The sequence below is a fragment of the Parafrankia sp. EAN1pec genome, from assembly GCF_000018005.1.
Classification (GTDB): domain Bacteria; phylum Actinomycetota; class Actinomycetes; order Frankiales; family Frankiaceae; genus Parafrankia; species Parafrankia soli.
This window is the reverse complement of record NC_009921.1, coordinates 7600425-7627169: the sequence shown is the minus strand read 5'-3', so window position 1 is coordinate 7627169 and position 26745 is coordinate 7600425. Positions and strand designations below refer to the sequence as shown.

Annotated in this window: 30 protein-coding genes; 4 read left to right on the top strand and 26 right to left on the bottom strand. The window is 71.5% G+C overall.

Going from position 1 to position 26745, the window contains the following annotated elements:
* Positions 1-10: 10 nt before the first annotated feature.
* The 7 genes from FRANEAN1_RS31225 to FRANEAN1_RS40535 are packed head-to-tail and all read right to left on the bottom strand — an operon-like array spanning position 11 to position 3381.
* A complete protein-coding gene (locus FRANEAN1_RS31225; RefSeq protein ID WP_041254978.1) occupies positions 11-283 on the bottom strand; it encodes a helix-turn-helix domain-containing protein in 273 nt (90 codons plus the stop codon).
* Complete coding sequence (locus FRANEAN1_RS37530) at positions 280-777, bottom strand: 2OG-Fe(II) oxygenase (RefSeq protein WP_020463698.1); 498 nt, start codon at positions 775-777, stop codon at positions 280-282. Before FRANEAN1_RS37530 ends, FRANEAN1_RS31225 begins: the two co-directional genes overlap by 4 nt.
* Positions 774-1052, bottom strand: a complete 279-nt coding sequence (locus FRANEAN1_RS31215; protein ID WP_041254977.1) for a hypothetical protein — start codon at positions 1050-1052, stop codon at positions 774-776. Before FRANEAN1_RS31215 ends, FRANEAN1_RS37530 begins: the two co-directional genes overlap by 4 nt.
* Entirely contained in the window at positions 1049-1672 is a 624-nt protein-coding gene (locus FRANEAN1_RS31210) for a hypothetical protein (RefSeq protein WP_020463697.1), read from the bottom strand. Before FRANEAN1_RS31210 ends, FRANEAN1_RS31215 begins: the two co-directional genes overlap by 4 nt.
* Entirely contained in the window at positions 1638-2423 is a 786-nt protein-coding gene (locus FRANEAN1_RS31205) for a hypothetical protein (protein WP_020463696.1), read from the bottom strand. Before FRANEAN1_RS31205 ends, FRANEAN1_RS31210 begins: the two co-directional genes overlap by 35 nt.
* 17 nt (positions 2424-2440) lie before the next feature.
* Positions 2441-3058, bottom strand: coding sequence for a helix-turn-helix domain-containing protein (locus tag FRANEAN1_RS31200; protein ID WP_198145393.1), 618 nt, complete (start codon positions 3056-3058; stop codon positions 2441-2443).
* Positions 3059-3105: 47 nt separating this feature from the next.
* On the bottom strand, positions 3106-3381 hold the full coding sequence (locus FRANEAN1_RS40535; RefSeq protein WP_041254974.1) for a hypothetical protein: 276 nt from the start codon (positions 3379-3381) through the stop codon (positions 3106-3108).
* A gap of 26 nt (positions 3382-3407) precedes the next feature.
* Between FRANEAN1_RS40535 and FRANEAN1_RS40530 the strand changes: the two genes are divergently transcribed.
* Positions 3408-3605 carry a hypothetical protein gene (locus tag FRANEAN1_RS40530; protein WP_041254973.1) on the top strand — a complete coding sequence of 66 codons (198 nt, stop codon included), beginning with the start codon at positions 3408-3410 and terminating at the stop codon, positions 3603-3605.
* A 219-nt stretch (positions 3606-3824) separates the two neighbouring features.
* Here the strand turns inward: FRANEAN1_RS40530 and FRANEAN1_RS31185 are convergent, their stop codons facing one another.
* The 3 genes from FRANEAN1_RS31185 to FRANEAN1_RS31175 all read right to left on the bottom strand — a co-directional run bounded on the left by FRANEAN1_RS31185 (position 3825) and on the right by FRANEAN1_RS31175 (position 6404).
* The gene (locus FRANEAN1_RS31185; protein WP_347176769.1) at positions 3825-5465 is read right to left on the bottom strand and encodes an IS1634 family transposase; all 1641 of its coding nucleotides are present in this window, start codon (positions 5463-5465) and stop codon (positions 3825-3827) included.
* A 39-nt stretch (positions 5466-5504) separates the two neighbouring features.
* The gene (locus tag FRANEAN1_RS31180) at positions 5505-5855 is read right to left on the bottom strand and encodes a hypothetical protein (RefSeq protein ID WP_041254972.1); all 351 of its coding nucleotides are present in this window, start codon (positions 5853-5855) and stop codon (positions 5505-5507) included.
* A gap of 96 nt (positions 5856-5951) precedes the next feature.
* Entirely contained in the window at positions 5952-6404 is a 453-nt protein-coding gene (locus FRANEAN1_RS31175) for a hypothetical protein (RefSeq protein WP_020463693.1), read from the bottom strand.
* Positions 6405-6516: 112 nt separating this feature from the next.
* On the opposite strand from FRANEAN1_RS31175, the gene FRANEAN1_RS31170 reads away from it, so the two are divergent.
* A complete protein-coding gene (locus FRANEAN1_RS31170) occupies positions 6517-6894 on the top strand; it encodes a hypothetical protein (RefSeq protein WP_041254971.1) in 378 nt (125 codons plus the stop codon).
* Between the two features lie 118 nt (positions 6895-7012).
* Here the strand turns inward: FRANEAN1_RS31170 and FRANEAN1_RS42645 are convergent, their stop codons facing one another.
* The 10 genes from FRANEAN1_RS42645 to FRANEAN1_RS31120 form a co-directional block, all read right to left on the bottom strand.
* Positions 7013-9190, bottom strand: coding sequence for a phage/plasmid primase, P4 family (locus tag FRANEAN1_RS42645; RefSeq protein ID WP_020463692.1), 2178 nt, complete (start codon positions 9188-9190; stop codon positions 7013-7015).
* 575 nt (positions 9191-9765) lie between these two features.
* Positions 9766-10050: a hypothetical protein gene (locus FRANEAN1_RS31160; RefSeq protein WP_157472853.1), complete on the bottom strand. Its 285-nt coding sequence runs from the start codon at positions 10048-10050 to the stop codon at positions 9766-9768.
* A gap of 754 nt (positions 10051-10804) precedes the next feature.
* A complete protein-coding gene (locus FRANEAN1_RS31155) occupies positions 10805-11182 on the bottom strand; it encodes a hypothetical protein (RefSeq protein WP_041254969.1) in 378 nt (125 codons plus the stop codon).
* A complete protein-coding gene (locus FRANEAN1_RS31150) occupies positions 11179-11403 on the bottom strand; it encodes a hypothetical protein (protein ID WP_020463690.1) in 225 nt (74 codons plus the stop codon). Before FRANEAN1_RS31150 ends, FRANEAN1_RS31155 begins: the two co-directional genes overlap by 4 nt.
* 209 nt (positions 11404-11612) lie before the next feature.
* Entirely contained in the window at positions 11613-13724 is a 2112-nt protein-coding gene (locus FRANEAN1_RS31145; RefSeq protein WP_020463689.1) for an FtsK/SpoIIIE domain-containing protein, read from the bottom strand.
* Positions 13721-13942: a hypothetical protein gene (locus FRANEAN1_RS31140; RefSeq protein WP_020463688.1), complete on the bottom strand. Its 222-nt coding sequence runs from the start codon at positions 13940-13942 to the stop codon at positions 13721-13723. Before FRANEAN1_RS31140 ends, FRANEAN1_RS31145 begins: the two co-directional genes overlap by 4 nt.
* Complete coding sequence (locus FRANEAN1_RS31135; RefSeq protein WP_020463687.1) at positions 13939-15138, bottom strand: hypothetical protein; 1200 nt, start codon at positions 15136-15138, stop codon at positions 13939-13941. The genes FRANEAN1_RS31140 and FRANEAN1_RS31135 overlap by 4 nt, the downstream gene beginning before the upstream one ends.
* Positions 15135-15368 (bottom strand): hypothetical protein, encoded by a 234-nt coding sequence (locus tag FRANEAN1_RS31130; RefSeq protein WP_041254968.1) that lies wholly within the window; start codon positions 15366-15368, stop codon positions 15135-15137. The genes FRANEAN1_RS31135 and FRANEAN1_RS31130 overlap by 4 nt, the downstream gene beginning before the upstream one ends.
* Positions 15365-15724, bottom strand: a complete 360-nt coding sequence (locus tag FRANEAN1_RS31125; RefSeq protein WP_020463686.1) for a hypothetical protein — start codon at positions 15722-15724, stop codon at positions 15365-15367. Before FRANEAN1_RS31125 ends, FRANEAN1_RS31130 begins: the two co-directional genes overlap by 4 nt.
* Positions 15721-16212, bottom strand: a complete 492-nt coding sequence (locus tag FRANEAN1_RS31120; RefSeq protein ID WP_020463685.1) for a hypothetical protein — start codon at positions 16210-16212, stop codon at positions 15721-15723. The genes FRANEAN1_RS31125 and FRANEAN1_RS31120 overlap by 4 nt, the downstream gene beginning before the upstream one ends.
* Positions 16213-16389: 177 nt before the next feature.
* Between FRANEAN1_RS31120 and FRANEAN1_RS31115 the strand changes: the two genes are divergently transcribed.
* Complete coding sequence (locus FRANEAN1_RS31115; protein ID WP_041254967.1) at positions 16390-16587, top strand: AlpA family phage regulatory protein; 198 nt, start codon at positions 16390-16392, stop codon at positions 16585-16587.
* Between the two features lie 494 nt (positions 16588-17081).
* On the opposite strand, the gene FRANEAN1_RS31110 is transcribed toward FRANEAN1_RS31115, so the two are convergent.
* Positions 17082-17273 carry a hypothetical protein gene (locus tag FRANEAN1_RS31110; protein WP_157472852.1) on the bottom strand — a complete coding sequence of 64 codons (192 nt, stop codon included), beginning with the start codon at positions 17271-17273 and terminating at the stop codon, positions 17082-17084.
* Between the two features lie 222 nt (positions 17274-17495).
* On the opposite strand from FRANEAN1_RS31110, the gene FRANEAN1_RS31105 reads away from it, so the two are divergent.
* Positions 17496-18350, top strand: coding sequence for a hypothetical protein (locus FRANEAN1_RS31105; RefSeq protein ID WP_041254963.1), 855 nt, complete (start codon positions 17496-17498; stop codon positions 18348-18350).
* A gap of 367 nt (positions 18351-18717) precedes the next feature.
* Here FRANEAN1_RS31105 and FRANEAN1_RS39815 read toward each other — a convergent pair whose 3' ends face one another.
* From FRANEAN1_RS39815 to FRANEAN1_RS31080, 5 genes are all read right to left on the bottom strand, one after another.
* Positions 18718-19944, bottom strand: coding sequence for a pentapeptide repeat-containing protein (locus FRANEAN1_RS39815; RefSeq protein WP_020463682.1), 1227 nt, complete (start codon positions 19942-19944; stop codon positions 18718-18720).
* 63 nt (positions 19945-20007) lie between these two features.
* Complete coding sequence (locus FRANEAN1_RS31095) at positions 20008-21309, bottom strand: pentapeptide repeat-containing protein (RefSeq protein WP_020463681.1); 1302 nt, start codon at positions 21307-21309, stop codon at positions 20008-20010.
* Between the two features lie 277 nt (positions 21310-21586).
* Positions 21587-24274: an FtsK/SpoIIIE domain-containing protein gene (locus tag FRANEAN1_RS31090; protein WP_020463680.1), complete on the bottom strand. Its 2688-nt coding sequence runs from the start codon at positions 24272-24274 to the stop codon at positions 21587-21589.
* Between the two features lie 48 nt (positions 24275-24322).
* On the bottom strand, positions 24323-25579 hold the full coding sequence (locus FRANEAN1_RS31085; RefSeq protein WP_020463679.1) for a GGDEF domain-containing protein: 1257 nt from the start codon (positions 25577-25579) through the stop codon (positions 24323-24325).
* Between the two features lie 364 nt (positions 25580-25943).
* Positions 25944-26741: an enoyl-CoA hydratase/isomerase family protein gene (locus tag FRANEAN1_RS31080; RefSeq protein WP_020463678.1), complete on the bottom strand. Its 798-nt coding sequence runs from the start codon at positions 26739-26741 to the stop codon at positions 25944-25946.
* Positions 26742-26745: the final 4 nt, after the last annotated feature.

Here is a 26745-nt window from a genome sequence, read left to right as displayed (position 1 = left end):
CGACAGACCGTTACAGACCGTCAGTGCCCATAGCGGCGGCCTCCCGAGCGGACGGGCGCCGGCATCCGGCGAGGTATTCGGCGACATCGGCCGCGGACACGAACACCCGGCGGCCGACCCGCCAGCTTGGGATCGTCCGCGTCTCGGTGAGCCGGCGGGCGTGCCGTGCCCCGATCACCGGCCAGCGCGCCGGTACCTCGCTGCGCGGGACGAGATCGGCAGGGGCAGCTTCGGCGGTATCGGTGGGCATGGCGGGCTCCAGAAGGTAGCAGGGAACGGTCACGAGTAGGACCACCCGACGAGCGCCCAGCGGACACCCGAGGTCACCTCGCCGACTTCGTGCGCGGTTGCGGCCGGGAACGCGACGGCGGTGCCGACGTCGCGGCTGGCGACTATCGGCCGGCCATCAGGCCACAAGGTGAGGTCGCCACCGGCGTAGTCGTCTCCCGGGGTGAGCTGCACCGACACCGAGGCGCGGCGGACCATGCCGGGCGGGCTGGGGTCGACATGCCGGGCCATGCGCTGGCCGATCTCGTAGCGGAGGACGGCGAACCTGATCTCGCGGAGCCGCCAGCGCCAGTTCCTGGCGTTGACCTGGGTGACGTAGCGCAGCGCCCGGCCGGCGACCTCGTGCAGTTCGTCCAAGTCGACGCTCCAGCCCTGTTCGGCGCGGCGGCCGGGCAGGGGCCGGACCCGCGGCTCGGCCCAGCCGACCAGGTCAGCGCAGGCCGCCGCGGTGGCGATGCACGCGGTGTGGATTGTGCCCGCGCGAGTCAAGCGGCCTCGTCTCCGCCCGGCTGCCCGTCCTCGCTGTCGAACAGATCGGCGAGGTCGCCGCGGAGCCGTGCCGCGGCAATCTGCACGGGCGTGGCCGCGTCCACATCAGCCGAACTCCACTGCTGGCCGGTAGTCACTTCGACGGGGGGCGTGCCTCCCAGCACCGCGGCGAGCTCGCCGCGTTCGAACGCTGCGGCGATGGCCTCGGTGCTGGCGGTGTCGAGCCACTCGGCGGCCTTCTGCGCGACGGGCCGGGTGGCCCGAGGCGCGGTCATCGGGCCTCCGGCCGGCCGGTGCCGAGCTGTCGGCGCAGATACGCCGCCGGGTCGTTGATCAGGTCAGCGTGGTCGCGCGGGTTGATCTCGGCGGGGGCGAGCGCTCCGCCGGGCGTGGCACGGCCGGCCGCCACCTGGTGCAGCACAAGACCGAGGAGCACCGCCACGTCCAGCTGGCCGACATAGCTTCCGCGGTCAACGGCGATCCGGCTCGGGTCGTGGCTGTGCCAGCCGAACCCGGCGTCCTGCGGCCGGGACTCCCAGCCCTCGGGAACGGTACGTGTCAGGCCAGCCCTCCACTCGGCGAAGCGTGCCCGGCGGGCGTCCACCGCGGCGACGAGCTCGGAGACCGCCTCCACCGCGGCGGTAAGACGGCTGTGGATCTCGTTGGCGTCACCGGCATGGCCGGCGATCTCCTCGCGGAGGGCCTGGAGCTCGGCGAGCCGTGCGGCGTTCGCTTCGATGGCGAGGCGGTCACGGGTCCGCTCGGCGCGGCGAGCCAGGATGCGTGCGATCAGCCCTTCGGCGTCGGCGGCCTGCTCCGGGCTGGCAGCGGAGTCGAGCGCGGTGAGGGCGCCGTCCAGGTCATCGGTGCTGGTCGGGATCGGGGGCGGGGGCATCAGGCTCCAAGTCAGTCAAGATCAACCACCGGCCTCCGACCATCCGCGCCGGTGCTCGGCCCTCCCTGGCCTGACGTGTCGCCGCCTGCCGGGTGATCCGGGCCCGCCGCGCGTAGTCGGAGGCGGACACCCACTCGGTCGGAGTGCCCTCGGTGGGCTCTCTTCCGATCATGGAGGGCCCTGACGGGGCGGTTTCCACTTGGAACCGAGGCGGGGGGACGGCCAGGCCGCGGTCATGGCGAACTCCGGCCGTGCGCAGCTCTTCGAGGAGCGCGGGCAGGCCGGGAAGAACGGCCGATCCCCCACTGGCCCGGCTGTGGGCCTCGGCGCCGAACGCCAGCAGCACCCTGACGGGCCTGGAGAGGTGGGCGGGTACGGCGACGTGGTCCCGCGGCTGTGCGGCCCGCCGGGCGGCATCGACGAGGTGGACCGCGGCGCCCCACCGGCCGGGCGGGGCCGGGGCCAGCTGGGCGCGAAGCCTCTCCAAGCCGGCTGCGTCGGTGCCGGCAACGGTGACCATCAGCGCGACCGCGCCACGGACCGGCAGCCGGCGCAGGTGGACGTCCAGCCGGCGGAATTCGGCCGGGCTAAGAGCGAGCACCAGGCGGGCTCGCAGCAACTCCCGCGTCTGAGCGTAGGCGGCGACCCTGGCGCGTGCGGCGGCCAGATCTACACCGAGGACGCCGGCGTCCAGGACGTAGCCTGCCGGCAAGGTGCGGCCAGCTGTGGCCGCCTCGAAGTCGTCGAGCAACGCGGTTTCACTCCTGATCAAATCCCGTGGTAGGTGCGGCGGTGACGGCCGACGATGACGGTGACCGGTGGGCCCGCCTGTTCCGCGAGGACGAGTGCCCGGTCCAGCAGCGCGGACGCCTGGTCCAGCGCCCGCACGCTGCGCATGGCACCGGGCCGGTCGAGGATGGCCAGAGCCTCACGGTTGGCCGCAGCTGCAGCCTGGTGCGCCGCGATGGCCTGGGCGACGTCGGACGGCACCGGCCAATGCCCTGCGAGGAACGCATGCTCACAACGCCTGGTCCAGGCCCGCGCCGTGCCCGAGGTGTCGGGCCGCAGCGAATCCCCCGCGGCCTGCAGCAGCGCTTCCCGCAGTGGGGCCGGGTCGTCCGGCTCCAGCGCGTACGCCAGCCACCGGACGGCAGCCTCCCGGGGTCGGCAGGTCCCGCGCTCAAGGTGCCGGACCAGGCCGGCGCTGCACCCCACCCGACGGGCGAGCGCCAGGCGGGACAGACCAGCAGCCCGGCGGGCTGCCTCCAGCCGTGAGCCAACTCCCGCGCGCAGGTACGCCCGTTCGTCGGGCGGGACGCGCGCCCACGGGGCCGTATCGCGCGGGCGCGCGCGAGAGAGCGAACGTTCGCCCGCCGGCTGCGGCATATCGGTGTGCACAACCTCTGGGTGCACACTCCTTGGGTGCACAGAACTCATGCGGTGGCCGTCCGCGTGAGGCAGTACGTCCGGTGGGTGACAGCGAGCGCGGCGTGCTGGTCGCGGGTGGCCTCCGTGCGGCAGCTTGGGCAGGTGTACTCCGGGGGGCTGACCAAGCCGTGCCACGGCGCGGGCGCTGTTCGGGTGCGGGACGGTGGCGAGGTCTGGCCCTGGTCGTCCCGGACGGGTGCGGGTGGAGGCGGCAGGAAGGCTACGTGGGGCGCGGCGAGCCGGGTTCTGGACTGCCAGGGCTTCTCGGTGATGTCGGTCAAGGCGTCTCCTGCGCGATGATCGGGATGTGATGCGGACCGTGTACTACGGCGGTGAGGATGAGTACGGGCCCGAGGTGTGGTGCTTGGAGCTGCGGGCGGAGCCGGGGTGGCAGCCCCCGGGCGGGCTTGCGTGCCACCTGCCTGCGGCCGAACCACTGGAGCGGGGTGCGGCGCTGAGGCAGCACCGGGCTCCGCGGCGGCGCTGGTGGCTGCTGGGCGGGTGACCCGGCCCCGGGGGTGAAGCTGGGAGCGGGAGGGCTGGCGCGGCCTGCGCGGTGGTCGAGGCCCTGCAGGCCGCGGTGAGTTGTTGTGTTTCAGGCCTGGGGTGATGCGGACGCGTCCGACGGGGGCGCCTTCGCGCCGGTGGCGTTCGGGTGCCACACCCTGACTAGCCGGGTCTTCCGCACATGGGGATTCGATGCTTTGACCTGCCTGGTTGGTGGTCAAGGTGGTCGGGTCGGGTCGGTGCCGAGGATGTCGAGGAGGTGTTGGTGAAGGCGCGGTGGGCGGGGGATGTAAGCGGGCTGGCCGTCACGCGCGGGCATGAGGCGCAGTGTGTTGAGTGCGCCGAGGACGAGCGCGCCGGTGGGCCGGGCGGGCCGGCCGGCGTAGAGGCCGGGGATCTTCCCGTCCGGGCCAGCACCGAGCCGTGCCTGGCGCTCGATGAGCGAGAAGACGAGCAGCGCCAGGCAGATGACGTGGATGAGCGCGTGGATGCGCTGGTTGGAGTGCAGGAACATCGGGGCGACCGCGAGCGGGCCCTTGAACGCGCCGTAGCGCCGTTCGACGACCTCCTGGCCCTTGTAACGGGCGAGGACCTCGGCCGGGCCGACGTCGTCAGGCAGGTTGGTCAGCAGGGCGTACCAGCCGTCGGTGGCGGCCTCGGCGTCGAGCGCGGCCTGGTCGAAATGCCAGGTCAGGACAGGTTTCCCGGTGTTCGGGTCGGTGCTCGTCTCGGTGAGGAGGTAGCCGGCGACGCGGCGTTTCGCCGCGATCGTCGCGACGCGGGCGGTCACCGCGGCAACGTCGCGGTAGAGGTGGTGGGAACCGGCGGCGTGGGAGAGCCGGTCGAGGTCGTCGCGGGCCCGGTCGAGTTTGCTCGACCGGGCAGCCCGCGCGGCGTGCGCGCGGGCCGACGACCAGATGTAGACCGTGCGCACCGTGAGGACCGGGTCCTTCTTGCGTGGCCCGCGCAGCGTTGTCACCCCTTCGCGGGCCCGGTAGGAGGCCCGCTGGTGAGCGAACCTGGCCTGGTCACGGTCGGCGACGTACTCGACGATGCCAGCGCTGGCCCAGTCCAGCCCGGCGAGCGTCGAAGCGGGCACCACGGGTTTCGGTGCCGGAGCGAGGAACTCCACCCCGGCGTCGATCAGCGCGGTCAGGTTTCCGTAGGAAACGAGCTTGCTGTCTCCGACCAGCAGGAACCGCCGTTCGCCGGCGATCGTGGCCAGGGCGCGCATCGCGCCGGTGACCTGGGCGACCTCGCCGGCGCCGCCGTCGTAGGCGCGGTGGACCAGCGGGATCCCGCCGTCACCGGTGACCGCGAGCCCGGTCTGGACCTGTTTGAGGTCGGGCCGGCGGTCCTTGGGATGGCCGTATCTCGGGGTCGTGTAGTCCTCGTCGACCTCGGGGTAGGCGCCGTGCAGCGAGATCGACGTCATGTCCCAGTGGATACGGGAGACGTCGAGGCCGAACGCGGCGATCGCCGCGGCACCGACCGAACCGACCACGGCCTCACAGACCGGGGCGAGCGCGTCAAGCGCCCGACCGACCCGGTCGTCGTTCAACACGTCCGGCGCGATACCGAACATCTCCTCGACCGCCCACTGGCGTGCCCACCGCTCGACGTGCAGCAGCGGGGTCGGCGAGGTCAGCCGGTTCGCGACCAGCGCGGCGATCACGTCACCGTGGGTGGCCCGGTTGACCTTGTCACGCATCGGGGCGAGTCGATCGATCGTGCCCGCGACATCGAGACGGGCCAGGTAGTCACGCACGACGGGCAGCGCGCCGAGCGGCTTCTCGACGCTCGGCGGCCCGTAGTCCATCGCGACCGACACAGCCAGGAACAGTCCCAGGCCCGTCACTACCGATCGCGACCATCCCGACGTGATCCGAACAAGACATCAAGCAGCTGTCTCACCGCACGCACGTGCGGAAGACAGGACTAGCTCAGGGGTGGGAGCGTGCTCGAAGTAGCCCTGATCGTCGCCGAAGAACGGGTCGCCGATGCCGAGGTGAAGGACGCGCCAGCCGATGACCGGCTCATGGAAGGTGGAGCCGCCGCTACGGAACTCGCCCATCCATCCATCGCCGGGCAGTGCGGCAACGATGTGGTCGTCGACTTCGAGGCCCTCGAAGCCTTCGAACTGGGCGGCGGGCACCAGTCGACCTGCGGCTTTGTCGACGACGAGCGCCTGGCCGTCGTTGTTCCAGGCGATCACTCTTGCGTTTGTGCGGTTGTGGAACTCGGCCATCCAGCCTTGGGCCGGGATCATGTTGTCCCCTATCGGGTGATGACGGGTGTGGGGCGCGCGGGCCGGCCCCGGAATGCGTCCGGGGCCGGCGGAAGGTCAGCCCCGGACGATGCCCGGCCGCTCGCTGAGCCGAAGAGCTTCCAGGCCGCACGCAAGATCGGCCCAGTCCATCCCGGTCATGTCCTCCGGACGAAGGCCGTCGGCGTGCTGCCGGGTGATCTCGGTCAGCCCGTCGTAGTCCGGGTGGCGGCGGACGTCCTGGCTGCGGTTCGAGGCGTCCGCCGCAGCACGTTCGGCGGTGTCGACCAGGCCTGCGAGGCGGACGATCAGGGTCCGGACGGCCTCCACGTCGATCTGGTAGACGAGCGTCTTGCCGTCCCGGGCGATCCACTCGTCGGCGCCGTAGAGCGCGAGGGTGATGTACGACTCGCCGCTCGCGAGCTGGTACGCCTCGGCGCGGAGCGGGCCGTCGGGGACAAGGCCGACGTCGCCGAGAGAGCGGATGCCGTCGATGAAGGGGGGCGTCGCGTCGGGTGTCCTGCTGTGCACGGGAGTCCTCTCGGGTTGGGTTGTGGCGGGCGGAGTGGCCCGGCCCGAGGTGGTCCCCGGGCCGGGCGCGAGACGGTCACGCGGCTGCGTCGATCGGCGGTTGGAGTGGCACATGGCGGGCTGCGCGGACTGCGGCAAGCACGAGGCGATGCCGGTCTCCGGCGGGGAGGCGGGCGAGGCACTGCGGGCCGACCAGGAGCGCCCGGCTGGCGGCGGCGCGGAGGAGGCGACCGCAGCAGCGGCAGCGGGGCCGGCCGTCCTGCGCGGGGATGGCGGTCATCGGGATGGGATCTCCTGGTGGGTGGTCTGCGCGTCGTGGGTGAGGCTGGCGAGTTTGCGGGCGGCGTGCTTCGAGCCCGGCAGCGCGGCGGGTCCTCTTCGCCTGGCCGGCGGCACGGCGCTGCTCGGCGCGGCATCGGGCGTCGGCGATCTGCTGGCCGACCCGTGCCAGGGAATCGGCGGTGCTGTTGGGTCGAGCGATGACGGATGACGGATCGGGCAGGTCGGTCGCATTTGCCGCGTAGCGCATATGCGTGCGCGCAGGCGCCCGCGCGAACGCTGGAAATGTGGCCTCGGGGCCCGATCCGTCATCCGTCATCGCCGCGTCGTCACCGGCCGGTTTCTTCGTCGGACTCTGCGTCCGCATCGACCAGCCCGATCCCGCGGTAGATCCGACGGGAAGGGCGGGAGAGACGGTCGGACTGCACCGGAAACTCCCTGGTCAGCCGAGTGGTGACCGCCTTCGCGGACAACGGGTCCACACCCATCTCCGCGCAGTGCGCCTCATAGCGCGTGCGGAAGTCCGGGACCGTGCACCAGGCGTGCGGGTTGACGATGCAGTCGTCGCGGACGAACGACGCGAGGCTGTCCTCGCTGATGCGGTAGTCGTCGGTGGCGGCGAGCACGCGGGGCGGGTCGACCAGCCCGCTTCCGATGACGATCATCGCCCCGCGGACCATCCAGCCCAAGATCGCCGGCCCTTCGGCGCTCAGGAGCTTGGTGTGTAGCTCCGTGTCACGCCGCTCGGGCGGAACCACGTGATCGAACGGGATCAGCCGGGCCCGGCGCCAGAACGAGGGTCCGCCTTCGATGACTTCGGGCAGATGATTCGTGGCGACGACGGTCAGGTGAGACGGCTCAAAATCGAAGAAGTCGCCGCGCATGAACCGCCCGGTGAGGAGGTCTCCGCCGGTGAGCCTCTTGACCTTGGCTTCGTCGAAGCGTCGGCCGGAGGTCTGCTCCGAACACACCACGAGGCGTGCGCCGCGGAGCCGGGCGATCTCGGTTGGGTGTGCGGTGCCGTTCCCGGCCATCAGGAAGCCGTCCGGGGCGGAGACTGAGTAGCCGCCGGTGTCGGCGATGCCCAGGAGACCCTGCAGGACCAGCAGGATCACGCCTTTCCCATTGGCCCCAGCCCCGTACATGAGGGGCAGGACGTGCTCCCGGACGTCGCCCAGCAGAGCGAGTCCGCACAGGCTCTGTACGTAGGCGACCAGCTCGGTGTCCCCGCCGAAGGTCTCGGCGAGGAACTCGGACCACATCGGGTGTGTGGCCTCGGTGTCGACGTCGAGGGGGGTTATCCGGGTCAGCATCAGCCATGGGTCGTGCGGCTTTACAGCTCCGGTCACGAGGTCGACCACACCGGACTGTGTGTTCAGCAGGTGCGGGTGGGCGTCGAGATCGCGGGCGAGCACGGTGACCCGCGGGTCGGACTGGGCGACCCGCGTAGCTCCCGACAGGCCCGTGCTGCTCAGGCTCGCGCGCTTGTACTTCCGCTGCTCAAGTGTTTCCGCCGGGAGCTTCCGGGCGAGGATCTTCGCGGCTTCGCGTACGTGGGCGTCGTCGTGATCCCGCTCCCATCGCTTTCCAGTCCAGCGCCACCACGACCCCATGTCCGACACGCGGCGGATCGTGTTCCCGTACTCCGCTACCAGGCGCAGCGCGTTCGCGTCGTCGGTCTCAAGCTCTGCCGCGTCAACGGTCGAGGCTGCAGCCGTCGACGCAGCACCGGGCGCCGGCCCTTCGTCGACGGCGAGCGGACGCAGATCGTCCAGGCCGTGACCGGCGTTCAGATGGTCGGAGACGTCCTTACCTGCGGCTGGCAGCCACACCGACACCGAGGTCACGACCGGCCGCAGAACGGCCTCTACCTGGGCGGCGTGCGCCCGGCCCGGATCGTCGTTGTCCGCGATGACCCGCACGTCGGCGGCGCCGGACAGGCTGTCGGTGTGCTCCGCTTTCCACTTCCTCGCGCCCTGCGGGCAGGTCGTGGCCGTCAGGCTGAGGCTGGCGAGCCGGTCAGCATCCTTCTCGCCCTCGACAACCCAGACGACGGCACCGTTCTTCACGGCCTCGACAACCTCGGGCAGCCGGTACAGCGGCTTGCGGATACCCCGGGTCTTCCAGGACCCGTCCGCGGCCTGCTGGACGAACTCCTTCCGGCTCCCGTCCCGGCCCGGCTCCTTGCGGTGGACCGTGAACAGTCGGGTTCCCTGCTCGTCGGTGTACGGATACGACGCGACGATCTGCGGCTTCGCCTGCTCGCCGCGGGGCGGGAACAGGTCGGCGGTGGCCAGCTCGACGGCGGCCAGGATCGCGTCCAGATCGCACCCGGCCTGGCAGGTCAGCAGCACCCGCCCGTCGTGGCCGGCACCGACCGACAGCGACGGCGACCCGTCCTCATGAGCAGGGCAGCGGACGTCCTGCTGAGCGCGGGTGGGGTCGATACCCCATCCGGTGGCGGCTGTGTAGGCGTTGGAGAACCGCTCCAGCGGCGGCGTAGTCACCGAGCACCAGCCGCCAGCACGCAGAGACGCACGCGGAGCCGGGCGATTCCGTCGGCAGCTGATGCTATTCTGGAAGAGGAGTTGCTGCCGTGGGGGCACGATTCTTTGACGGGGCTGGTGTGGCGACCAGCCCCGTTTTTTATGTCACGCATTGACGGGCTCGCCCCCCATGGCCGGGGTGGCATCGAATTTGACGGCCTGGCCTTTCTTGTGTCGGGCAGCGACAGCAGGTTCAACGGCGGCGCGACGTTCCTCGGGAGAGAGGCGCGCCCAGCGGGCTCGGACGGCGTTACGCTGGCGCTTGGAAATGATTTCCTGGCAGCGTGGGCACAATTCGGATGTTGTCAATTCGCTCTCGGAATTTCGCGAGACGAGTAGGAGGACAACCCGAGGGGCTCCCGGCCCCGACGTAGGCGCTGTTTCTATCGCACCCGGTGCGAACTGGTACGGGTGACACAATGTCGGGTTGGGAGTTCTCGGTGCGTCGCGGTTTTGCGGGCGCTTCTTTGCGCCGGTGCCGTCCCGCCCGCCTGCGCACGACGGTGCCCGGCGGGCGGGACGCTGCGGGGTGTCGCTCAGGCGGCGGGTGTGTCCTCGCGCGCGTCCGGCAGGCGCATGATCGCGGCGATCTTGTCCAACACGAGCGGCGAAGTGATCCGATCGGGGAGGCCCTGAGCTCGGCGGCTTGCCGTGACCCGGGCTCGCATCCCGGCGAGGTATCCCGGCAAGTCGCGCTCGCGGTCGGGCAGCGCCGGCATGGGCGGGGCGGGGAGGAGGCCCGTCGGAAGGGGTGTGCGCAACCCGGTCTGCCCGCTGGGGTCGTCACGCAGCCGGCAAGTCACACGGCTGTCATTATCCATCGCGCGTATACTCCTTCTTGATCTCTGCTAGGGGATCGGGATTGCCTTTATGGCGATTCGGCGATCGGTCGGTGTTACCAGCACCGGCCTTTCGTCCTTTACATGGGCTCTCGCGGTCAGGCTGCTGTCCCTTCCTGTGCTTCTCGGGCTATGCGCCGCCGCGTTTTCGCGGCAACGCTGGCCGCTGTTGCCTTTGCTGTAGCAGCTCGCCGCTGCTCGGCCGTGGAGCCAGCCCAGCGGTTCTTTCGCGCGTGTGCGATTGTGCGTGCCGCGACGTCGCGGCAATGCTCGCACCAGCACACAGAGGGCGAGGGCATGGTTGCCTTCTTTCGCGCATCTGATGTTGGACGCGGGGTGAACTGCTCTTCTTGTCGATCAGAAGTCAGCGTCAGCGTTGACGTTACACGACCCCGCGACCGTTGCGTGGTAGTAAGGCTGGCGGAGAGTGATACGTGAATCGGACGGTCGAGTGATACCCGTATCATGGTTATGAGTCGATCGCTGCATGTAGCTAAAAAACAATGGAGACCCATGGTGATCTCGAAATCTGTGGCATCGGCGTGGTCCGCGACCGACGCTCTTGGCTCGATTCGCCTATTCGCCGTCACTGGATGCACATGTACGACTTCACCGAGCCGACGCTACGCCGGGAGCGAACAGGTGTTCGGGTGGGGTGTGGCGGTGCTATGAGCGGCGCGGCGCTCCCGTTCGCCTGCGGGTGGGCATCCTCCGGCATGCCACGCTCCACCGCAGATCATCCGGACCGCGCTGCTGGCCCGTCCCTTCCAGCGCGGGCTGCTGTGCCGGTCAGTTCGTCCAGCCGGCGCTGTGCCCGATCAGCCGCAGCCTTGGCGGTGTCGAACGCGGCGCAGCTCCCGGACTGGACCGCCTGGGTGAGCCGCTCCGAGGCTTCCGCCGCTTCGACCCTCGCCGCTGCCACACATCGGGCGCGGACCCGCTGGCCGCAGGCCTTGTGCACCCGCATCCGGGCCTTTCCTGGCGCTGGCACGATCTGCACCATCGGCGCGGCGGCGGTGTACGGCTGGTTGTAGTCCTCGCAGTGCGTCTGGTTGGATGTCTCCTCGTAGGCGCCACTCGCCGCGCGGCGCAGGCGGTCACGCAGGCCCATCACCGGCCGCCCTTGCCGCGCAGCCGGTCGGAGAAGTCGACGCCCATCTCTGCGTCCACGTCGGCGTCGCTCACGCGCTCGCCGGTGGCCCAGGTGACCCAGCCGTCGTATCCGGAGTCCCGCAGGTCGTACACCCGGGCCTCCGCCTTCGTCAGCGGCTCACCCCACGGGCTAGTGCGCTTCTTCGGGTCGAGGACAGCCTTCTTCTTGGGGATCAGTCTCATCGAGGGGTCCTCCTTCGTAGCGGCGGGTACCTGCGGCCTCGGTGAGGGCAGGGCAGGTGCTGGCGGGCCCGGATTCGAGCCGGAGGCGTGCGGGGGTGGCGCCCCTCTACCGGCGCTACTTCGCAGGTCGGGGGGCTCTACCGGCCCACCTACCGAGGTAGCGGGGAGCCGCTACTTGGGCGCAGGCGGGCCGGTAGGGGTAGACGGGGTCAGCCGGCCGGGGCGGTAGTGGGGGCTCCCTCTACCGGCCGTGCGGCGAGCACGTCGGGGGGCAGGGCGCCTTCGATGTCGCGCAGCAGCCAGCCGGCCCGGTTCTCGCCGTCGATCTTGACTTGGCGCATCGTGCGGACCACACCGGCGTCGTCGAGCGCCTGGGCGAGCTCGGTGCCGGTCCACTCCCCGTAGGAGTCCTCGTCGATGTTCACCAGCGCGGTGAGCAGATCGTCGGTCCACATCCGGCTGCGCCGGCCGAACGCTTCCAGAACGTCGGCGAGGACGGTGGGGATGACGTAGCCGACGGTGCCGGCCGCGGCGCCCAGGTCGCCGCAGGCCTGCCCGGTGAGCGTGCCTTCGGCGAGGCGTAGTTCCCTGCCTCGCTGGCACACGATCTCGAAGGCGGGGTTGTCGAGCAGGTCCGCCTTCGCCGTGACGAACGAGGCCGGCCCGGTGACCAGCACCCCGACACCCAGGTGCTGCTCCGAGAGCATGGAGGCGTCCGCTCCGGCCTTGGCCTTGCCGTCCCCGAGAACCATGTCGGAGCTGGTGCGGTCGGTGACCTGCGTCGAATACCGGAAGGTCACGATCTCGCGGAGCTTCGTCGGCACCGACTTGGCGTCCGGCCGCTGCGAGGCGTACACCGGCATGATCCCGGCCGCCGGGCCGCGGCGAGCAATCCGGGCCATCTTTCCGATGATCCGCTGACGGTCCTTCTCCTCCTCGCAGGCCTCGAAGTACTCCTGTAGCTCGTCGACGACGAACGGGATGAGCGGCAGCCGGTACCGGCGCATGATCTCCGGAGTCAGCTTGCCCTCGGGGCACACCGCGGCGGGCAGGGTCGCGAGGAACGCGAATCGCCGCGACATCTCGCTGATCAGCTCGTCGAGCAGCTGTTCGAACGCGGTCAGGTCCTCCGGGTCGGCCCCGGCGACATAGCAGTGCGCCACACCGGCCATCGCGCGGAAGTCCGCCCCACCCTTGCCGTCCGCCAACCAGACCTGGCACCACGGGTCGAGCACCGCCGCGGCGACCAGCAACCGCATCGAGAACGTCTTCCCGCGCCGCGGCAGGCCTCCGAAGAACGCGGACTGCCAGAGCAGCAGGATCTCGATGCGGTTGCCGCGGGCATCTTGGCCGAACGGCACCGGGCCCCAGAAGTCGAACCGGTCGAGGTCGATGAGCTGGGAGCGGACCGGCGTGCCGATGTACGGATCGTCGTCGGCGACCCACAGCGACAGCCGGCGGCCGTGCCCGCCGTCGTGCGCCCGGATCCGGCTCATGATGAGCTGGATTTCGTCGACGCCGAGCTCGGCCGCGATGACCGGCAGACGTTCGATCGCGTGCGCCGCTGTCTTCCCTCCACCGCGGGGCAGGTCGAGGACGGTTTCCCAGCCGCGGCCGTGGCGGTCCCGCACGACCGGCGCGCACAGCACCAGCGCCGTGCTCGGCTTGAGGAGACCGGCCGCGCGGAACGCGGCGTTGAGATGCTCGGGGGCCAGGTCCCGGCGCGGGTCCGGTTCGATCCCTGGCGCCCGCGGGTCGCCGGGTGCTCGCTGGTGCCGGCCTGCGACGCCGAGACCGGCGGTGACAGCTGCGGCGGACAGCATCGGCACCCAGCCGCCAACGGTGGCGCTCGCGATCGCTTCCCCGATGCCGCTGGTGGCCAGCGTCCCCCCGGTGATGATCCACCGGGCCCGGCGGTGGTCACGCACCACGAAGACGTCCTTGCCGAGCTTGCCGCTGGCGGTGTCGCGTAGTTCGGCGGCCAGGTCTTCGGCGCGCACCCACGACCACCAGGCGCGGCCTGCCTGTCCCGTTCCCCGGGCTACGGCCAGCGGGGTGCGGACAGCCGACCGGGCACCGATCCGGCTGGCGACCTGCACCCCGTGCCGGGCGGTCGCACGGGCCACCGCCCGGTCCGTCGCCCAAGCAGGCAGGCGGATCGGATCGGCCAGTCCCGGCCGCACGGGCAAGGGCTGGGGACGGGAGGGCAGCACCTCGCCTTCCACCGGTGCCGCCGGTGCGGAGGTGGGCTCCGGGGTGGGTGGTGTCCACGGCCCGGTCAGGACCTGGCCGTCCGGCTCGGTGGCGGTTTCCGCGGTCATCGGCTGTCACCCCGCGGCGGTAGCACGACGACTGAGGCGGCCAGCGGTCGCACTCCGACTGCCGCGCACACCGCGGCCTCGATCCGTTCGGCTGTGTCGACGACAGCCAGCACCAGCAGGCCGGCGGCACGCAGGGCCAGGACGACGACGCCGAGCAGGACGAGCGTGCCCGCCAGTGGCCAGGGGAGCTGGCGCAGGTCCGCGCGGATGCCCGTCATGCCGACCCCCCGAAGACCTCGGCGTTGACCTGGTCGCGGAGCTCGCGGGCAGTCTTCGCGCTCACGTGCAGCGCGGTGCGGAGCTGCTCGGCGGTGACCGGCTTCCCGTTCCGCGTGGCGAGCCGGCGGGCCGCGCCGAGCGCCTCGTCGGCGGTCAACTTCCGGCGGGCGTCCGGGTCGATCGGACGGCGCCGTCGTGCCGGCGGGGAGGCCTTCTCTGCTGACTCGACGGCATCCGACTCGGGCCGGTCGAGCAGGCCGACTCCGCCCGATCCGGAGGCCGACTCTCCGTCGCGTTCGTGCTGGTCGCCATCGGTAGTCGGGTCGGCCGCCGGGTCGGCTGTCCGGTCGGTCAGCAACGCCGGTTCCACGATCCCCGCGTCTGGGTCGAGGGTGGCCAGCGCGGCATCCCACCCGTCGTCGATCGGGTCGACGGGCAGCCCGGCGACCACCGCGGGGGCGAGCTTGCGGCGGGTTGGCTGGTACAGGCCGGGCACGTGCACCAGGCGGGCGTTTCCGTCCCGGTCCAGCTCGACGGCCGCGGTACGTACGGCGATGCGGCGGGCCTGGTCGAGGCGCCGCTGTGCCTGTCGGTCGACCCGCGCGCGGGCCCGTTCCGCCCGGCTCCGGGGAGGGCTCGCCACGGCGATCTGATGGGCTCCCGGCCCGGCGATGGACACGATGCCCATCACGAGGCCGGTGACGATCGATCGCTCGGCGCCGTGCGCGAAGTTCAGGCCGAAGGCGACCGCCCCGAACACGATCAGGCCGGCCTGGAGCGTCACCACCGGCCGATCCGGGTAGCGGCGGCGGGACACGTGCACGGCCGCGCCGAACGCCCACACGCCCAGCTCGGAGAGCAGGGGCAGGACGAGGCCGGTCGGGCCGCCGTAGACGTGCCAGCCGTAGATCGCCATGCTCGGCACCGCCATGACCGCGGAGACGACCGCGAGCGGATACACCCACAGTTCGACGGCGCGGTCGGCGCGCCAGGCAGCGCGGCGTGCCTTCCGCGCGGCCTTGTCGGCTCGCCGCTGCGCGGCCCGCTGTTCCTTCTCGGCGCGGGCCTGCGCGGCCAGCGTGGCGGTGTGGGCCTGCGCTGCGCGTACCTGCTCCCGCGCCGCCGCGCGATCCTGGCGTGCCTGCTCCCGGTCGGCGGCCCGGTCCGCACGCCGCTGTTCCGCCCAGGTGGTCACAGGGCACCGCCAGCGCGGGCCGTGTGCCAGTCAGCCACCTGCTCGGCCGCAGCCGCCAGGGCGCGGAACCAGCCGGCCGCCGCCGCATCCTCCGTGGACAGCAGAGCCGATATCCGTACTTCGCCCGGCAGCACGACCTGGGGTGGCAAATCTGGCAGGGTTGCGGCCTCGAACCGGGGCGTCCGGTCAGCTGGGTCGATGTAGAGCGAGGTCGTCGGGCGCGTCGTCACCGGGCACCGTCCGTCCACCGGGCCGCGGCGGCCTTCCGGGCCCGGTAGGCCCCGATCGCCTCGTGGATGTACTCGTGGCCGGGCTGGTTGTGCGTGGCCAGGGTCTGGTCGAGGTCCTCCGGCGCGGTGAAGATCAGGCTGAGGGTCGCGTGGGAACCCAGCAGCTCGGAGGTCAGGACGGCGTCCGGGGGGAGCTGCTGCAGTCCGGCGATGATGTCGGCGACGGTGGCGCCCTCATTGGTGCCCAGGTACAGGGCGCCGTGGGTCATGCCGGTCAGGGCCACCTGCTGGACGACGACGGCGGGCTCCAGCTGCTCGGTGGCGCTTGTGGGGTCGAGGGTGACGGACGGGTTCACGCCGCCACCGCCACAGCCTCGGCACCGGCCAGGTCGGCGGCGGGAGTACGGGTGACCTTCAGCGTGGACGCAACGGGCCGCATGGGGACCTCGCCGAGTCCGGCACGGGCGTAGTCGGCGCGGATCCGGTCAAGGTCGGGGGTCTGGCGGGCCGACTGCTCGCGGGAGACCATCCACTCGCCATAGGCGCCGGTAGGGAGCCGGTCGAGGAGCTTGCGGGCCTTCCGCTTCGCCCGGTCGGCCGCGCGGGCGTCGTCGGCGGCCTGGTCGTAGTCGGCGGCAGCCGCGGCGATGACCTCGACGGGCGGCAGCTCGTCGGCAGTGAACAGCACGACGGCCGGCGGGGCCTCGACAGCGGGCACTGGGAGGGGCTCGACGGTCGCGGCGGGGGCCGGGGTTGCGGTGCGGCGGGCCCGGAACAGGGCCGGGGCCGCAATCGCAGCGAGCGCCAAGACCAGGCGGGCCGTCGTGGAGGTGAGAAGCTGCATGCGCGGGTCTCTCCTGTGTTGGCAGGTGTGGTCCGTAGGCCTCGGCTCGGAGCTCCTACCTCCTGGCCGGGGCCGTCTTGCATTAGCGACGCTACTAGAGAAGTCGTCTACTATGCAAGTTACATGCTGGCGACTCATCTACTAGGCTGGCAACCCATGACGAGAGATCTGCGGCTCATGGCCGCCGCGGAGATCGCGCAAGCCCTCGGCCTGGGCTCCGCGCGGATCTACCAGATCATGAAGGCCGATCCGACCTTCCCTGAACCGATCGCAACCCTGCGCGTAGGCAAGATCTGGCTCGCCACCGACATCGAGGAGTGGATGCGCCGTACTGGCCGCGCACCCGCCAGCACCATCTCGCCTTCCGCGGGCTGAACAACGGCGCAGCGCGCGCCCGAGATGAAACGGGCCGGCCCGGTGCTACCAACACCGAAACCGGCCCTTGATCGCAAACCCTTGTCGAAGAAGGGCCCACAACCCGTGTCCCATCATGCTCGCGGCAGCCTGCCCTGCGCAGCTCACCGCACCCTCGCGCACGCTCGGCCGGTGGTGCGGTGAGGATCGACCACACCGTCCCGCCAGATGGATTCGTTCGGGTTCCGAACGAGAGCATTCGTGACGACCGGCTGAGCCTGCGCGCCCGCGGCCTCCTGGCCCTCCTGCTGTCGCACAAGGATGGCTACGAGGTCACCGCGGACGACGTCGCGCGGCAGACGTCGGAGGGCAGGAACGCAGTACGCGCGGCGATGCGGGAGCTGGAGTCTGCGGGGTACCTGCGACGGGACCGCGTCCGCGGGGAAGGGGGCCGATGGATGATCGCCCTCACCTTGTCCGCCATGCCGGCAGGCTCACCCGAAGTGGTCGGTCGGTCACCCCATCCGGCGTACAGGATTCCGGGCGCCGGCCAGCCGAGCGCCGGAGAACCGGGCGCCGGCCGACCGGCCGCCGGAGAACCGGGCGTTAATCAAGAAGACCAGCGAGAAGACCAACCAGAAGAACAAGAAGAAGATCAAAGAACTTTCGATGATGATGATCTCGCGCGTGCGCGCGAAGATGATCATTCTGTGGAAAATCCCAACCACAGGGCAGACCCCACACCCCCCGGCGCTGCCGGTACCAGCCCCGCACAGGACGGTCTGCCGGCCCCCAGTTCGCCGCTGCCGTCTCCCAGCACCAGCCTGGCCGGGTCCACCCCAGGCATCGAGAGGGATGGGGGATCACCGGTTCCGTCGTCGGCTGCCGGCCCGTGGCTGGTCATCGCCGAGTCGCTGGTCGCAGATGAGGTGGTCCGCTTCGGTATCGACCTGGACAGCGCCGCACGCGGCCAGCTGGTGACCGCGGTCGCCGAGCGGCTCGCTGCGGGGGTGGAGCCGGGTGCGCTCGCTGAGCAGCTGGGCGGGGGCGTCCCTGCCGGTGCGGACCCGCTGAAGGTGCTGTTGGACTGCGTCCGCCAGACCAGGTCCCCGCGGGCCGTCGAGGGCTGCTCGGCGTACGAGGGGCAGGCTTCCGCCGGCCCCTCGTACGCACAAAGTGCGTACGAACAGAGGGTCACGAGCGGCTCGGACGGCCCCGGCGTCGGCCTGGTCCAGGCCCTCATCGACGCGGTGCACGAGGTGACCGGGCAGACGATCGACCGTGAGCTCGCATCGAAGGGCGTTGCGATGGTGCTGCGGACGAAGGACGGCACCCCGCGCGCAGTGTCGGACCCGGTCGCCTACCTGCGGACCGCGGTCGAGGCGGCCCCCACCCGCTTCCTGCCCGTGCTCGTCCCGCCGCGCCTCGATGGCCGCCGGGAGAGCAAGGCCGCGCGGCGTGCCCGCGGCTTCGAGGAGCTGCGCGCCTGGGCCTCCGAGGCCACCGACAGCGGCCAGCGGCTCGATAACACGGGCGTGACAGTCGTTGACCAGGACGGCCAGACCGCCGAACCTGCCCCGGCGGAGCCGCCGAACGACCCGTGGGCGGTGGGGACCACCCCGTCCGGGTGGATGGCCTCACCTACGCGGCAGCGTGACCCTGAGCCGCATGTGTGCCGGTACGGCTGCCGACCCGGCCAGCACACCTACGAGGACCCGGAGACCGGGGTTCCGACCCGGTGCCCGATCCACCACGAGCACGCCCGGCACCGAGAGGCAGCCTGAGCTCACCTCATGCAGGCAAACCAATTTCGCGCCTAACGGACCTCCGTCAGACCCTGCGGGATTCTGCGTCCTCGGTGCGATTACGGCGCGCGGGAGTGTCGCGCCGCGGGAGCCGAACGCCAGATGCCGCAGGGAGGCCAGAGGTAACCTTCGCTGCCCTGTTCCCCTTCGCTGAGGGGACGAACCGTATCGGTGCTGGCCACCCTCACGGCCATCACCGCAGGCCGCAGTGCCAGCGAACCGGACAAGGCGGCCAGCCCAACTACCCGTCCGACGCGCGCAGGCAGCCGGCGCACCGTTCACGGTCACCCGGTAGCCCCCAGCAACGCGAAGCGGTCCCCACCCCGGGGTAGGGGCCCTGCTGACGTCAGCCGCCCCCGACTGGCGGCTCCTCCGGACCCCACGACGCCGGCCGCACCAGACCCGCCGGCAACCGCGTCCGCCCGTCGCCCTGGGCGCTATCCACCTGTTCCTGTGTAAGACCTTTAGCGCCGGAGAAATTCACTGCTTGCAGTCGAGCATCGGTGAGGTTTATCCCGCCGATATTTAATCCGGAGAAATCCACTTCCACAATAAATGCGCGCGTGAAGTTTGCGCTTATTATAGCGTCGGTGAGAACCGTTGCAGTCAGGAAGGCGTCGGTGAAATCTGCGTCGGAGATCAGTGCTTCACTAAAGTCTGCACCCATCATTAGCGTGCCCGTAAAGTTTGTATTTTGTATTTGTGCGCGGGTAAAGTTTATGGAATTTATGGTGGCATCGGTGAAATTTGTCAAGTACAACTGGGCGTACTTAAGGTTTACCCTGCCTAGGTGTGATCCGGTAAAAGTGGCCCTAGTCAGCCGTGCGGGAAAGAGATTCGCGCCTTCTAGCTCGGCACCGGTAAGATTCGCTCCGGTGAGGTCGGCGCGAAAGCCTCCGAGGTCGGGTAGACGTCCTAGGACGGTAAGAGCCGCCTGCACATCAGTGGGTGGCGGAGCCTCGTTACTCCATGGGCCTATCTGGATAAATCGATCCCAGGGCGGTAGCCGGTGGCGGACCTCCGACCTCCTGCCAGCGGCGTGACCACGACGACGTCGACTGCGCAGACCCCCACCACCTCGGCCCCGAATCTCGGCCGGGAGGCCGGCCGGCGCATCTGTGAGGGGTCGGGCGTGCTCGCGGACAAACGCGGAGAGGACCTCGACGACAGTGGACTGGTCGGCAGGACTATCCCACGCAATCCGTTCGAGGGCGTAGATCCCACCTAGCCGACTGTCGATCGCATCCGAGCTCAGCAGCCCTATCGCGGCCGTGTAGAGCTCGCGGACGTGGGTGTTGGCATTGGCCTGCCGCACTTCGGCGTTGGCCCGCCGGGTCTCGTCCAAGGCAATCAGACCGCCAGCCACGGCGGTGAGCGCAGCCGCCGCCGTGAGTAGCCCGCCCTGCAACGCGGCTCGTGCTTCCGCCCCACCGTCGGTTCCTGGCGGGTACATCCGGTCCGGCAGGTGCCAGATCCCCACCACCGCGCAGACTGCCCCCACCGCGGCGATCCCGGCGACGATCCACAGCCCGCGCCGACCAGCCCGACGGCGTGCTTCCCCGTTGTCGACCATGACCAAGGTTGTACGTCAGCGGGCCCCTACCCACCCGGGTAGGGGCCCCGGCTGGCGTCTCATTCAGCCGCCGTCCGGCGGCTCCTCTGGAGGCCATGACGCCGGCCGGACCAGACCCTCCGGCAACCGTGTCCGCTCATCCCCCTGCGTGGCATCCACCTGTCCCTGCGACAGCCCAAAGGCGCCGGTGAGGGTCGCGCAGCCCAGCCGGGCGTGGGTGAGGGTCGCGCCGTCCAGCGAGGCGCCGGTGAGGGTCGCGAGGAATAGCGAGGCGCGAGTGAGGTCCGCGCCATTCAGCGTGGCGTCGGTCAGGTCCGCGCCGTCCAGCGTGGCGTCTGTGAGGTCCGTCCCGTCCAGCGTGGCGCTGGTGAGGCTCGCGCCGGACAGCTCGGCGCCGGTGAGGGTCGCACCGCGCAGCGAGGCGTGGGTAAGGGACACATCCACGTTCAGCTGGGCGCGGGTGAGGTCCGCGCCATTCAGCTGGGCCCAGGTGAGGTCCGCCCCGTTCAGCGTGGCGCCGGTGAGGTCCGCTCTGTTCAGATGGGCGTGGGTGAGGCTCGCCCCGTCCAGCCCGGCGTCGGTGAGGTCCGACCCGTCCAGCGAGGCCAAGGTGAGGGTCGCGCCGAGCAGCACGGCGCCGGTGAGGCTCGCCCCGTCCAGCCGGACGCCGGCGAGGTCCGCGCCGTCTAGCCGCGCGCCGGTGAGGTTGGCGTTGGTGAGGGTGAGGTGGGCGAGGCTGGCCGGTCCGGTGAGAGTGGCGCCGGTCAGGTCGGAACGCGGGATGCCCTTGCGGACCGGGAGCCGGGCCAGGACCTGGACGGCGGCGCGGATGTCCGCCACGGCCCGTACCGGCGGGACCGTGCCGTCCTCGCCAGGTGTTGGAGGCAGACGTAGGGCGGGGTCGGTGCTGCGGTCACGCACGAACGCCGACAGCACCTCCACCACCGTGCGCTGGTCAGCCGGGGAGTCCACCGCGATGCGTTCCAAGGCGTAGATCCCGGCCAGGCGGATCCCTCGCTCGGTGTCGTTGAGGAGCTTCACTGCCTCTACGTACAGCTCCCGCACATGGGTGTTCTCGTTCGCCCGTCGTACCTCGGCGTTCGCCCGCCGTACCTCGGCGTTGGCTTGGCGGGTTTCGTCGAGGGCGATGAGCCCGCCAGCTACGGCGGTGAGCGCAGCGGCGGCGGTGAGCAGTCCGCTCTGCAGTGCTGCCCGCGCGTCAGCGTCGCCAGCGTCCGGGTACATCCGTGCGGGCAGGTGCCAGATCCCGACCACCGCGCACACCGCTCCAGCCGCTGCAATCCCGGCGATGATCCACAGCCAGCGCCGGGCGGTTCGCCGGCCTGCTCCCCCGTTGTCGACCATGAGAATGGTTGTACGCCAGCGGATTCCCACCTACCCGGGTAGGGGCCCGCTTTGCTGTTATCCACAGGAAGCCACGAGAACATGCCGTCCCCGCCCCTGCCGCCGTACCGTGCTCGTGGCGGCCCGCCAGGCGGGGGCCGGGCCGCCACCCCACCCCGTCAGGCCGCCACCGGCCATCAGCCGGGACACCCACGACAGCTTCTTCTCGGAGGGCAGACAGACTGTCGGGTCCAGCGTGTTTCTCGCCCGCGCCTTCCAACCCGGCGTTCCAACGGTCCTATGAACGCATGTTCGTGTTGGCCATGATCTCCGGCGAGACGACGCCCGCCGGCCGCTGGGTGGCGAGCACCAGGTGGATCCCCAGCGACCGGCCCCGCCCGGCGAGCCCGACGAGCCCGGAGACGAACTCCGGCAGCTCGCGGACGAGGGCGGCGAACTCGTCGATGACCACGACGAGGCGCGGCAGCGGTTGCCGCGCCGGGTGGGAGGGCCGCGGCGCCCGGCTGTAGTCGTCGATGTCCTTGCACCCGGCATCGGCGAGCAGCGCCTCGCGGCGGCGCAGCTCGGCGCCGAGGGAGTCGAGGGCACGCCGCACCAGGTGCGGATCGAGGTCGGTCACCAGACCGACGGTGTGCGGGAGGTGGGCGCAGTCGCCGAACGCGCTGCCGCCCTTGTAGTCGACGAGGACGAAGGTCATCTCATCCGGCCGGTTGCGGACGGCCAGCGAGGCCACCAGCGACTGCAGGAACTCCGATTTGCCGGATCCGGTCGTGCCAGCGACCAGGGCGTGCGGCCCGTCGCGGCTCAGGTCGAGGCTGACCAGCCCGGCGGGGCACACCCCGATGGGGACCGGCCCCGGGGCCCGCTCCGTGATCCAGCGCGGGGCGAGCGCACGGGCGGTCGGCGGGTCGAGGTCGAGCAGCTCCAGCAGTCTGGTCTCCGCGCGTGCGGAGGCCGGTCCGCGTTCGCGCGGGCCGGGGTCGCGAACCGGTGCCAGCGCGCGTGCCAGCTGTTCGCACCAGGCCGCGGCCGCGGGACCGGAGATCTCCGCGTCCAGGCCGGCGCTCGTGCCCGGGCCGCCCGTCGGCTCGCCGGCAGGGTGCGGATCGCCGCCCCCGGCGGGCTCGCCGGCGACCAGGTCGGGGCAGACATGGTCGACGCCCTCGGCCCCCTGCCGCCGGACCCGCATCCCGCCCGGCACCTGTTCGACGACCGTGTGGCATTCGGGCGGCAACAGCCGCGGATCACGTTCGAGGCACACGACATAGACGCCGACGAGGGGCCCGGAGCGCAGCACCGGGATCAGCGCGGCCCGCATCGACGCCGCGCCCTCGACGACGACCAGCACCGCGGGATCGCGCGGCACCTGCGAGGCACCGCCGCCTCCAGTGCGGGCCAGCCGGGCGTCGATCATGCTGGCGAGCTCGTCGACGCGCCGCGCCCGGCCTGGCCCGTCCGCCCCGACGAGGATCGCTCCCGGAGGCCCGTCGGGCGGGCGGCAGTGCGGCAGCCACCGCGCCCACTCCCAGCTCGCCGGGGACGCGGTCCCGACGACGAGGTGGACGGCGAGATCCCGTGGGCTGTGGTGCACCGCGGCCTGCGCCGTCAACCAGGACCCGACCACCTTGGCGAAGTCCCCCGCCCCGACCACCCCGAGGACCCCGGTCTCGGGCAGCGGCACCGTCACCGGGACGTCCCGCAGCTGCCACCGGGTCTGTCGGCGGTGATCCGGCGCGGCGGGGTCGTCGAGGACGACGCCGCCCGGCAGGTCGCCCGTGCCGACGCGCAGGTGGAGGAAGTCAGGGTCTTCGGGACGGCGCTCCCAGAGACCACGCCGCGGGCCCAGCGCGCGGAGCAGGGTCGCCGCCGGGTCCGGATGGGCGCGGCGGAGGGCAGCGGCCTCGCGGTCGAGTGCGGCGGTGGCGTCCCGGTCGATCTCGGCCCGGATCCGCTGGTACTCCGCCAGCTCACGCTGGTGTTCCCGCGCTGCCTGGCGCCGGGCCGCCAGGTAGGAGCCGAGCAGGGAGAGCGGCGCCAGCGCCGCGAAAAGAAGCAGGTAGTAGGCGTGGAGGAGTACCGCCATCCCGGTCGCGGCCGCGGCGGGGAGGAGCGTTGCCAGCACCGGGGGCGGTGCGGGCCGCGGCGGAACCGGCGGCGTGGGGAGGCGGTACCGGGAACCACCCGGGGCACGCAGCATCCGCGGCTCGCGGCTGATCTCCAGGTACGGCCCGGCCGGAGCCGGCTGGAGCAGGGCGTCCGGCTCGTCGGGCACCGTCAGCAGCAGCCGCGCCCCGCCGACGCGCAGGGTGACCCGCGGCCCGGCACCGCCGCGTTCACCGGCCGGGAAGGAGACGGGGCCGTCGCGGCGGCACCCGTCGATCCACACCGTCGCCCCGGTACGGGGGGTGATCGTGCAGGAGCCGTCGACGTCGACCCGCAGGGACAACGCGCGCCGCGGCGTGGAATGGCCGCGCAGCACGACACCGCCGGCAGGGTCCGATCCCAGGCCGTATTCGCCGGCCAGGAGCCGGTGCACCATGCCGGCGCCGGGACCACCGGTGACCCGGAGCTCGACAAGCCCCACCGGCTCGTTGCGCCCAGCTCCGAGCGGTGCGCCGAGCGGTGCGCCGAGCCTGAGAACGGAGCCGTCGCGCAGGGGCGAGGCGTCCAGCCGCAGCCCGGGGTCGACCTCCGCGCCATCGACGTGGATCGCCGCCGGGGGCTCGCGGGCGCCCTGCACCGCTCCGGGCGACCGCCCCCGCCCCCGACCTCCCGGCCGCCGCTCGGATCCGTGCGCGCGCTCCGCCAGCGCGGCCGCGATCGCGCCCAGCGGCGTTGCCCCGTCGGCGCGGAGCAGCACCGTCCGCCTGGTGGCCCGCCGACTGTCGGCAGGCACCAGGCAGGCGCGGGCAGGCGCCCGAGGGGACGTGTCCGCGACGCCCGCGACATCGATAGTGATCCACATGGCGGGCACGATACAAGTCGAAGTCGACAGTGTGCTCTCTGTAACTTCTTAAGAAGAGTCGCCTGATTTCGAGCGATTCTGGCGGCGGCTGCGGCCGCGACGGGTCTCGCGGGCCCGGGAGCGCGCCTTCACGATCTCCTCGCCGGCCATCCTCACCAGCGCATCGCCGTCCAGCGGCCGGTGAACCGGGGCCGGTGGGGTGCCGAGGCCCGCGGCGTGGTCGGCGCCGAGCGGCGCGACCTCGCCATGACCCGATCGGAGCCCTCCACCGAACGCGATCCCGACGCTGGCCGTTACCCGGACCCGGTGGTCGTCCACGACCAGTGGGTCGACGAGGCAGGAGGTCAGCCGGTCGGCCAGTGCCACCGCCGCATGGCCGGTCACCTCGGTCGTCACGACGACGAACTCGTCCCCGCCCCAGCGACCCAGCACCGCGCCGGGCCCGAGCACCTCGGCGAACCGGAGCGCGACCGCGCGCAGCGTCCCGTCGCCGACCGCGTAGCCGAACCGCTGGTTGACGCGCCCGAAGGCGTCGAGATCGAGGAAAAGGACCGCAACTCCGGTGCCCTCGGCCGTGCCCCCGGTGCCCCCGGTGCCCTCGGCCTCCACCCCCGCGGCCCCGGCCCCGAGAGGGGTCGCTTCGGCTTCATTTCCCTCGACCCCCGCGGTGCGATCGGCCGTCGGCGGCTCCGCCGGGTCTGGCCGACCGGTCCGAACGGGTACCGTCCACGCCTCGAAGCCGGCGACGCCCGCCCGTTCGGATGATGTTCGCCGGCCGCTGTTCCTGGTTACCCCGGGGGGTGCCATCTGGCCGGAACCGACGGTCGGCGGCGCGGCCAGCGCCTCGGCGATCAGATCACGGAGAGCCGAGCGGTTCGGGAGCCCCGTCACCGGGTCGTGGGTCGCCCGGTGGCGCAGCACGGCCTCCCGGTCGTGGCGATCGGTGACGTCGTCCACCACGACGACCAGCCCGTCGCCGCGGCTGAGCGCCCTGATCCGGACGTCCAGCCAGCGCTCGCCGCGCGGGGTGGCCAGCGGGATCTCGACGCGGACCTGGTCGCGGCGGTTGTCCAGCATCCGGCGGGTCAGCCCGGCCAGTGTCCGCAGCGGTTCCGTGCTCCGCCCGGCTGCCTCGCAGGCGGCCAGCCAGCTCGCCCCGGGGCGGACGGGGACGACCGCCAGCCCGGCCGCGGCGCTGCGCCGCCACGCGTCGTTGAGCCGCACCACCATTCCATCTGGTCCCAGTACGGCGATGCGTGACGGTAACGAGTCGAGGACCGCGGCGGCCACGTCGTCGGTGATCACCGATTCTGATTCCCCTCTCGGGACGTCGAAGCCGCGGCTGCGCCAGGTTCTCCATTTCCTCCGGCAGCCGCGCGCGGGATCACCGCCGACGGCCCGACCGATATCCGTGATCCTTGACGCCGGACTGTCGCCCCGTCCAGAAAAGGGTCTGGTGGAGTGTGACCGATGCTTTTCGGTAGCGTTCTGGGCGTCGAATTCTTGTGTCGGAGGGCAAAGAAGTCGACGAATATCCCCAGCTATCCGGGTCTGCCCGGCATCTGGAACCGCGCGGCATCCTGGGCTGCCCGGCATCTGGGGCAGCCCAGGTATCGCGCACTGGAAGTCCCGGGCCGCAAACCTCTCAGCTGGCGGAACGGGTGTGAGGTCAGCGCCGCCCGCCGTCGCCGGCGAACTGCTCGGGGACCCATTCAGGCGCCCGCTTCTCCATGAACGCGCGCATGCCCTCACGTGGCTCGGGCGACTGCTGCATCGCCCAGAACATGGTCTGGTAGTCGATGAGCCCATAGCGCTCGTTCAGCATGCGCTTGACATGCATGCGGGCCGCCGGGGCGGTCTGCAGAATCTCCCCGGCGGCCTGGACGGCGGCCTCGCGGAGCTGGTCGTGCGGCACGACTCGGCTGATCACGCCCAGCCGCTGGGCCTCGGCGGCGTCGAAGCGGCGCGCCGACAACAGCAGGTCACGGGCCACCGCGATGCCGACGTGGGCGGGCAGAACGGCCGCATAGGTGGCGTCGGGGATGCCCCGCAGCAGCTCGGGGACCCGGAACGTCGCCTGGTCGCTGGCGACCGCGATGTCCGCCATCATGGCGATCAGCAGGCCACCGGCCTGGCAGATGCCGTTGACGGCGGCCACCACCGGCGCCCGGCTGTCCCGGATGGTGAGGAACGGCAGGACGTCCTCGCCGCGCAGGTCGGGCGGCAGGTTGTCGCCGGGCTCGGACCTGCTGCCGAGGTCGCCGCCGGGGGCGAACACGTCACCGGTGCCGGTGATGATCAGTGCGGCCAGGTCGGGCGAGGTGTTGACCAGTTGCACGGCCCGCTTGATGCCGAAGTACATCGCTGGTGTCAGGGCGTTCCGGGCGGCCGGCCGGTCGATCACACACCAGCCGATGGCTCCGTCGCGCTCGAAACGCAGGCCCGCCGCTCCCAGGTCATCGGTCATGCTG

Bases quoted from the DNA above. Each gene is read 5' to 3' on its own strand.
- FRANEAN1_RS31115 (WP_041254967.1), top strand. From the start codon at position 16,390: ATGGCCGCCGCGGAGATCGCGCAAGCCCTCGGCCTGGGCTCCGCGCGG.
- FRANEAN1_RS31090 (WP_020463680.1), bottom strand. From the start codon at position 24,274: ATGTGGATCACTATCGATGTCGCGGGCGTCGCGGACACGTCCCCTCGG.
- FRANEAN1_RS31140 (WP_020463688.1), bottom strand. From the start codon at position 13,942: ATGACGGGCATCCGCGCGGACCTGCGCCAGCTCCCCTGGCCACTGGCG.
- FRANEAN1_RS31095 (WP_020463681.1), bottom strand. From the start codon at position 21,309: ATGGTCGACAACGGGGGAGCAGGCCGGCGAACCGCCCGGCGCTGGCTG.
- FRANEAN1_RS31215 (WP_041254977.1), bottom strand. From the start codon at position 1,052: ATGACCGCGCCTCGGGCCACCCGGCCCGTCGCGCAGAAGGCCGCCGAG.
- FRANEAN1_RS39815 (WP_020463682.1), bottom strand. From the start codon at position 19,944: ATGGTCGACAACGGGGAAGCACGCCGTCGGGCTGGTCGGCGCGGGCTG.
- FRANEAN1_RS31110 (WP_157472852.1), bottom strand. From the start codon at position 17,273: ATGATCATCTTCGCGCGCACGCGCGAGATCATCATCATCGAAAGTTCT.
- FRANEAN1_RS31210 (WP_020463697.1), bottom strand. From the start codon at position 1,672: ATGCCCCCGCCCCCGATCCCGACCAGCACCGATGACCTGGACGGCGCC.
- FRANEAN1_RS31180 (WP_041254972.1), bottom strand. From the start codon at position 5,855: ATGGCCGAGTTCCACAACCGCACAAACGCAAGAGTGATCGCCTGGAAC.
- FRANEAN1_RS31170 (WP_041254971.1), top strand. From the start codon at position 6,517: ATGGCGGGCTGCGCGGACTGCGGCAAGCACGAGGCGATGCCGGTCTCC.
- FRANEAN1_RS31150 (WP_020463690.1), bottom strand. From the start codon at position 11,403: ATGAGACTGATCCCCAAGAAGAAGGCTGTCCTCGACCCGAAGAAGCGC.
- FRANEAN1_RS31080 (WP_020463678.1), bottom strand. From the start codon at position 26,741: ATGACCGATGACCTGGGAGCGGCGGGCCTGCGTTTCGAGCGCGACGGA.
- FRANEAN1_RS31160 (WP_157472853.1), bottom strand. From the start codon at position 10,050: ATGGATAATGACAGCCGTGTGACTTGCCGGCTGCGTGACGACCCCAGC.
- FRANEAN1_RS31145 (WP_020463689.1), bottom strand. From the start codon at position 13,724: ATGACCGCGGAAACCGCCACCGAGCCGGACGGCCAGGTCCTGACCGGG.
- FRANEAN1_RS31200 (WP_198145393.1), bottom strand. From the start codon at position 3,058: ATGCCGCAGCCGGCGGGCGAACGTTCGCTCTCTCGCGCGCGCCCGCGC.
- FRANEAN1_RS31120 (WP_020463685.1), bottom strand. From the start codon at position 16,212: ATGCAGCTTCTCACCTCCACGACGGCCCGCCTGGTCTTGGCGCTCGCT.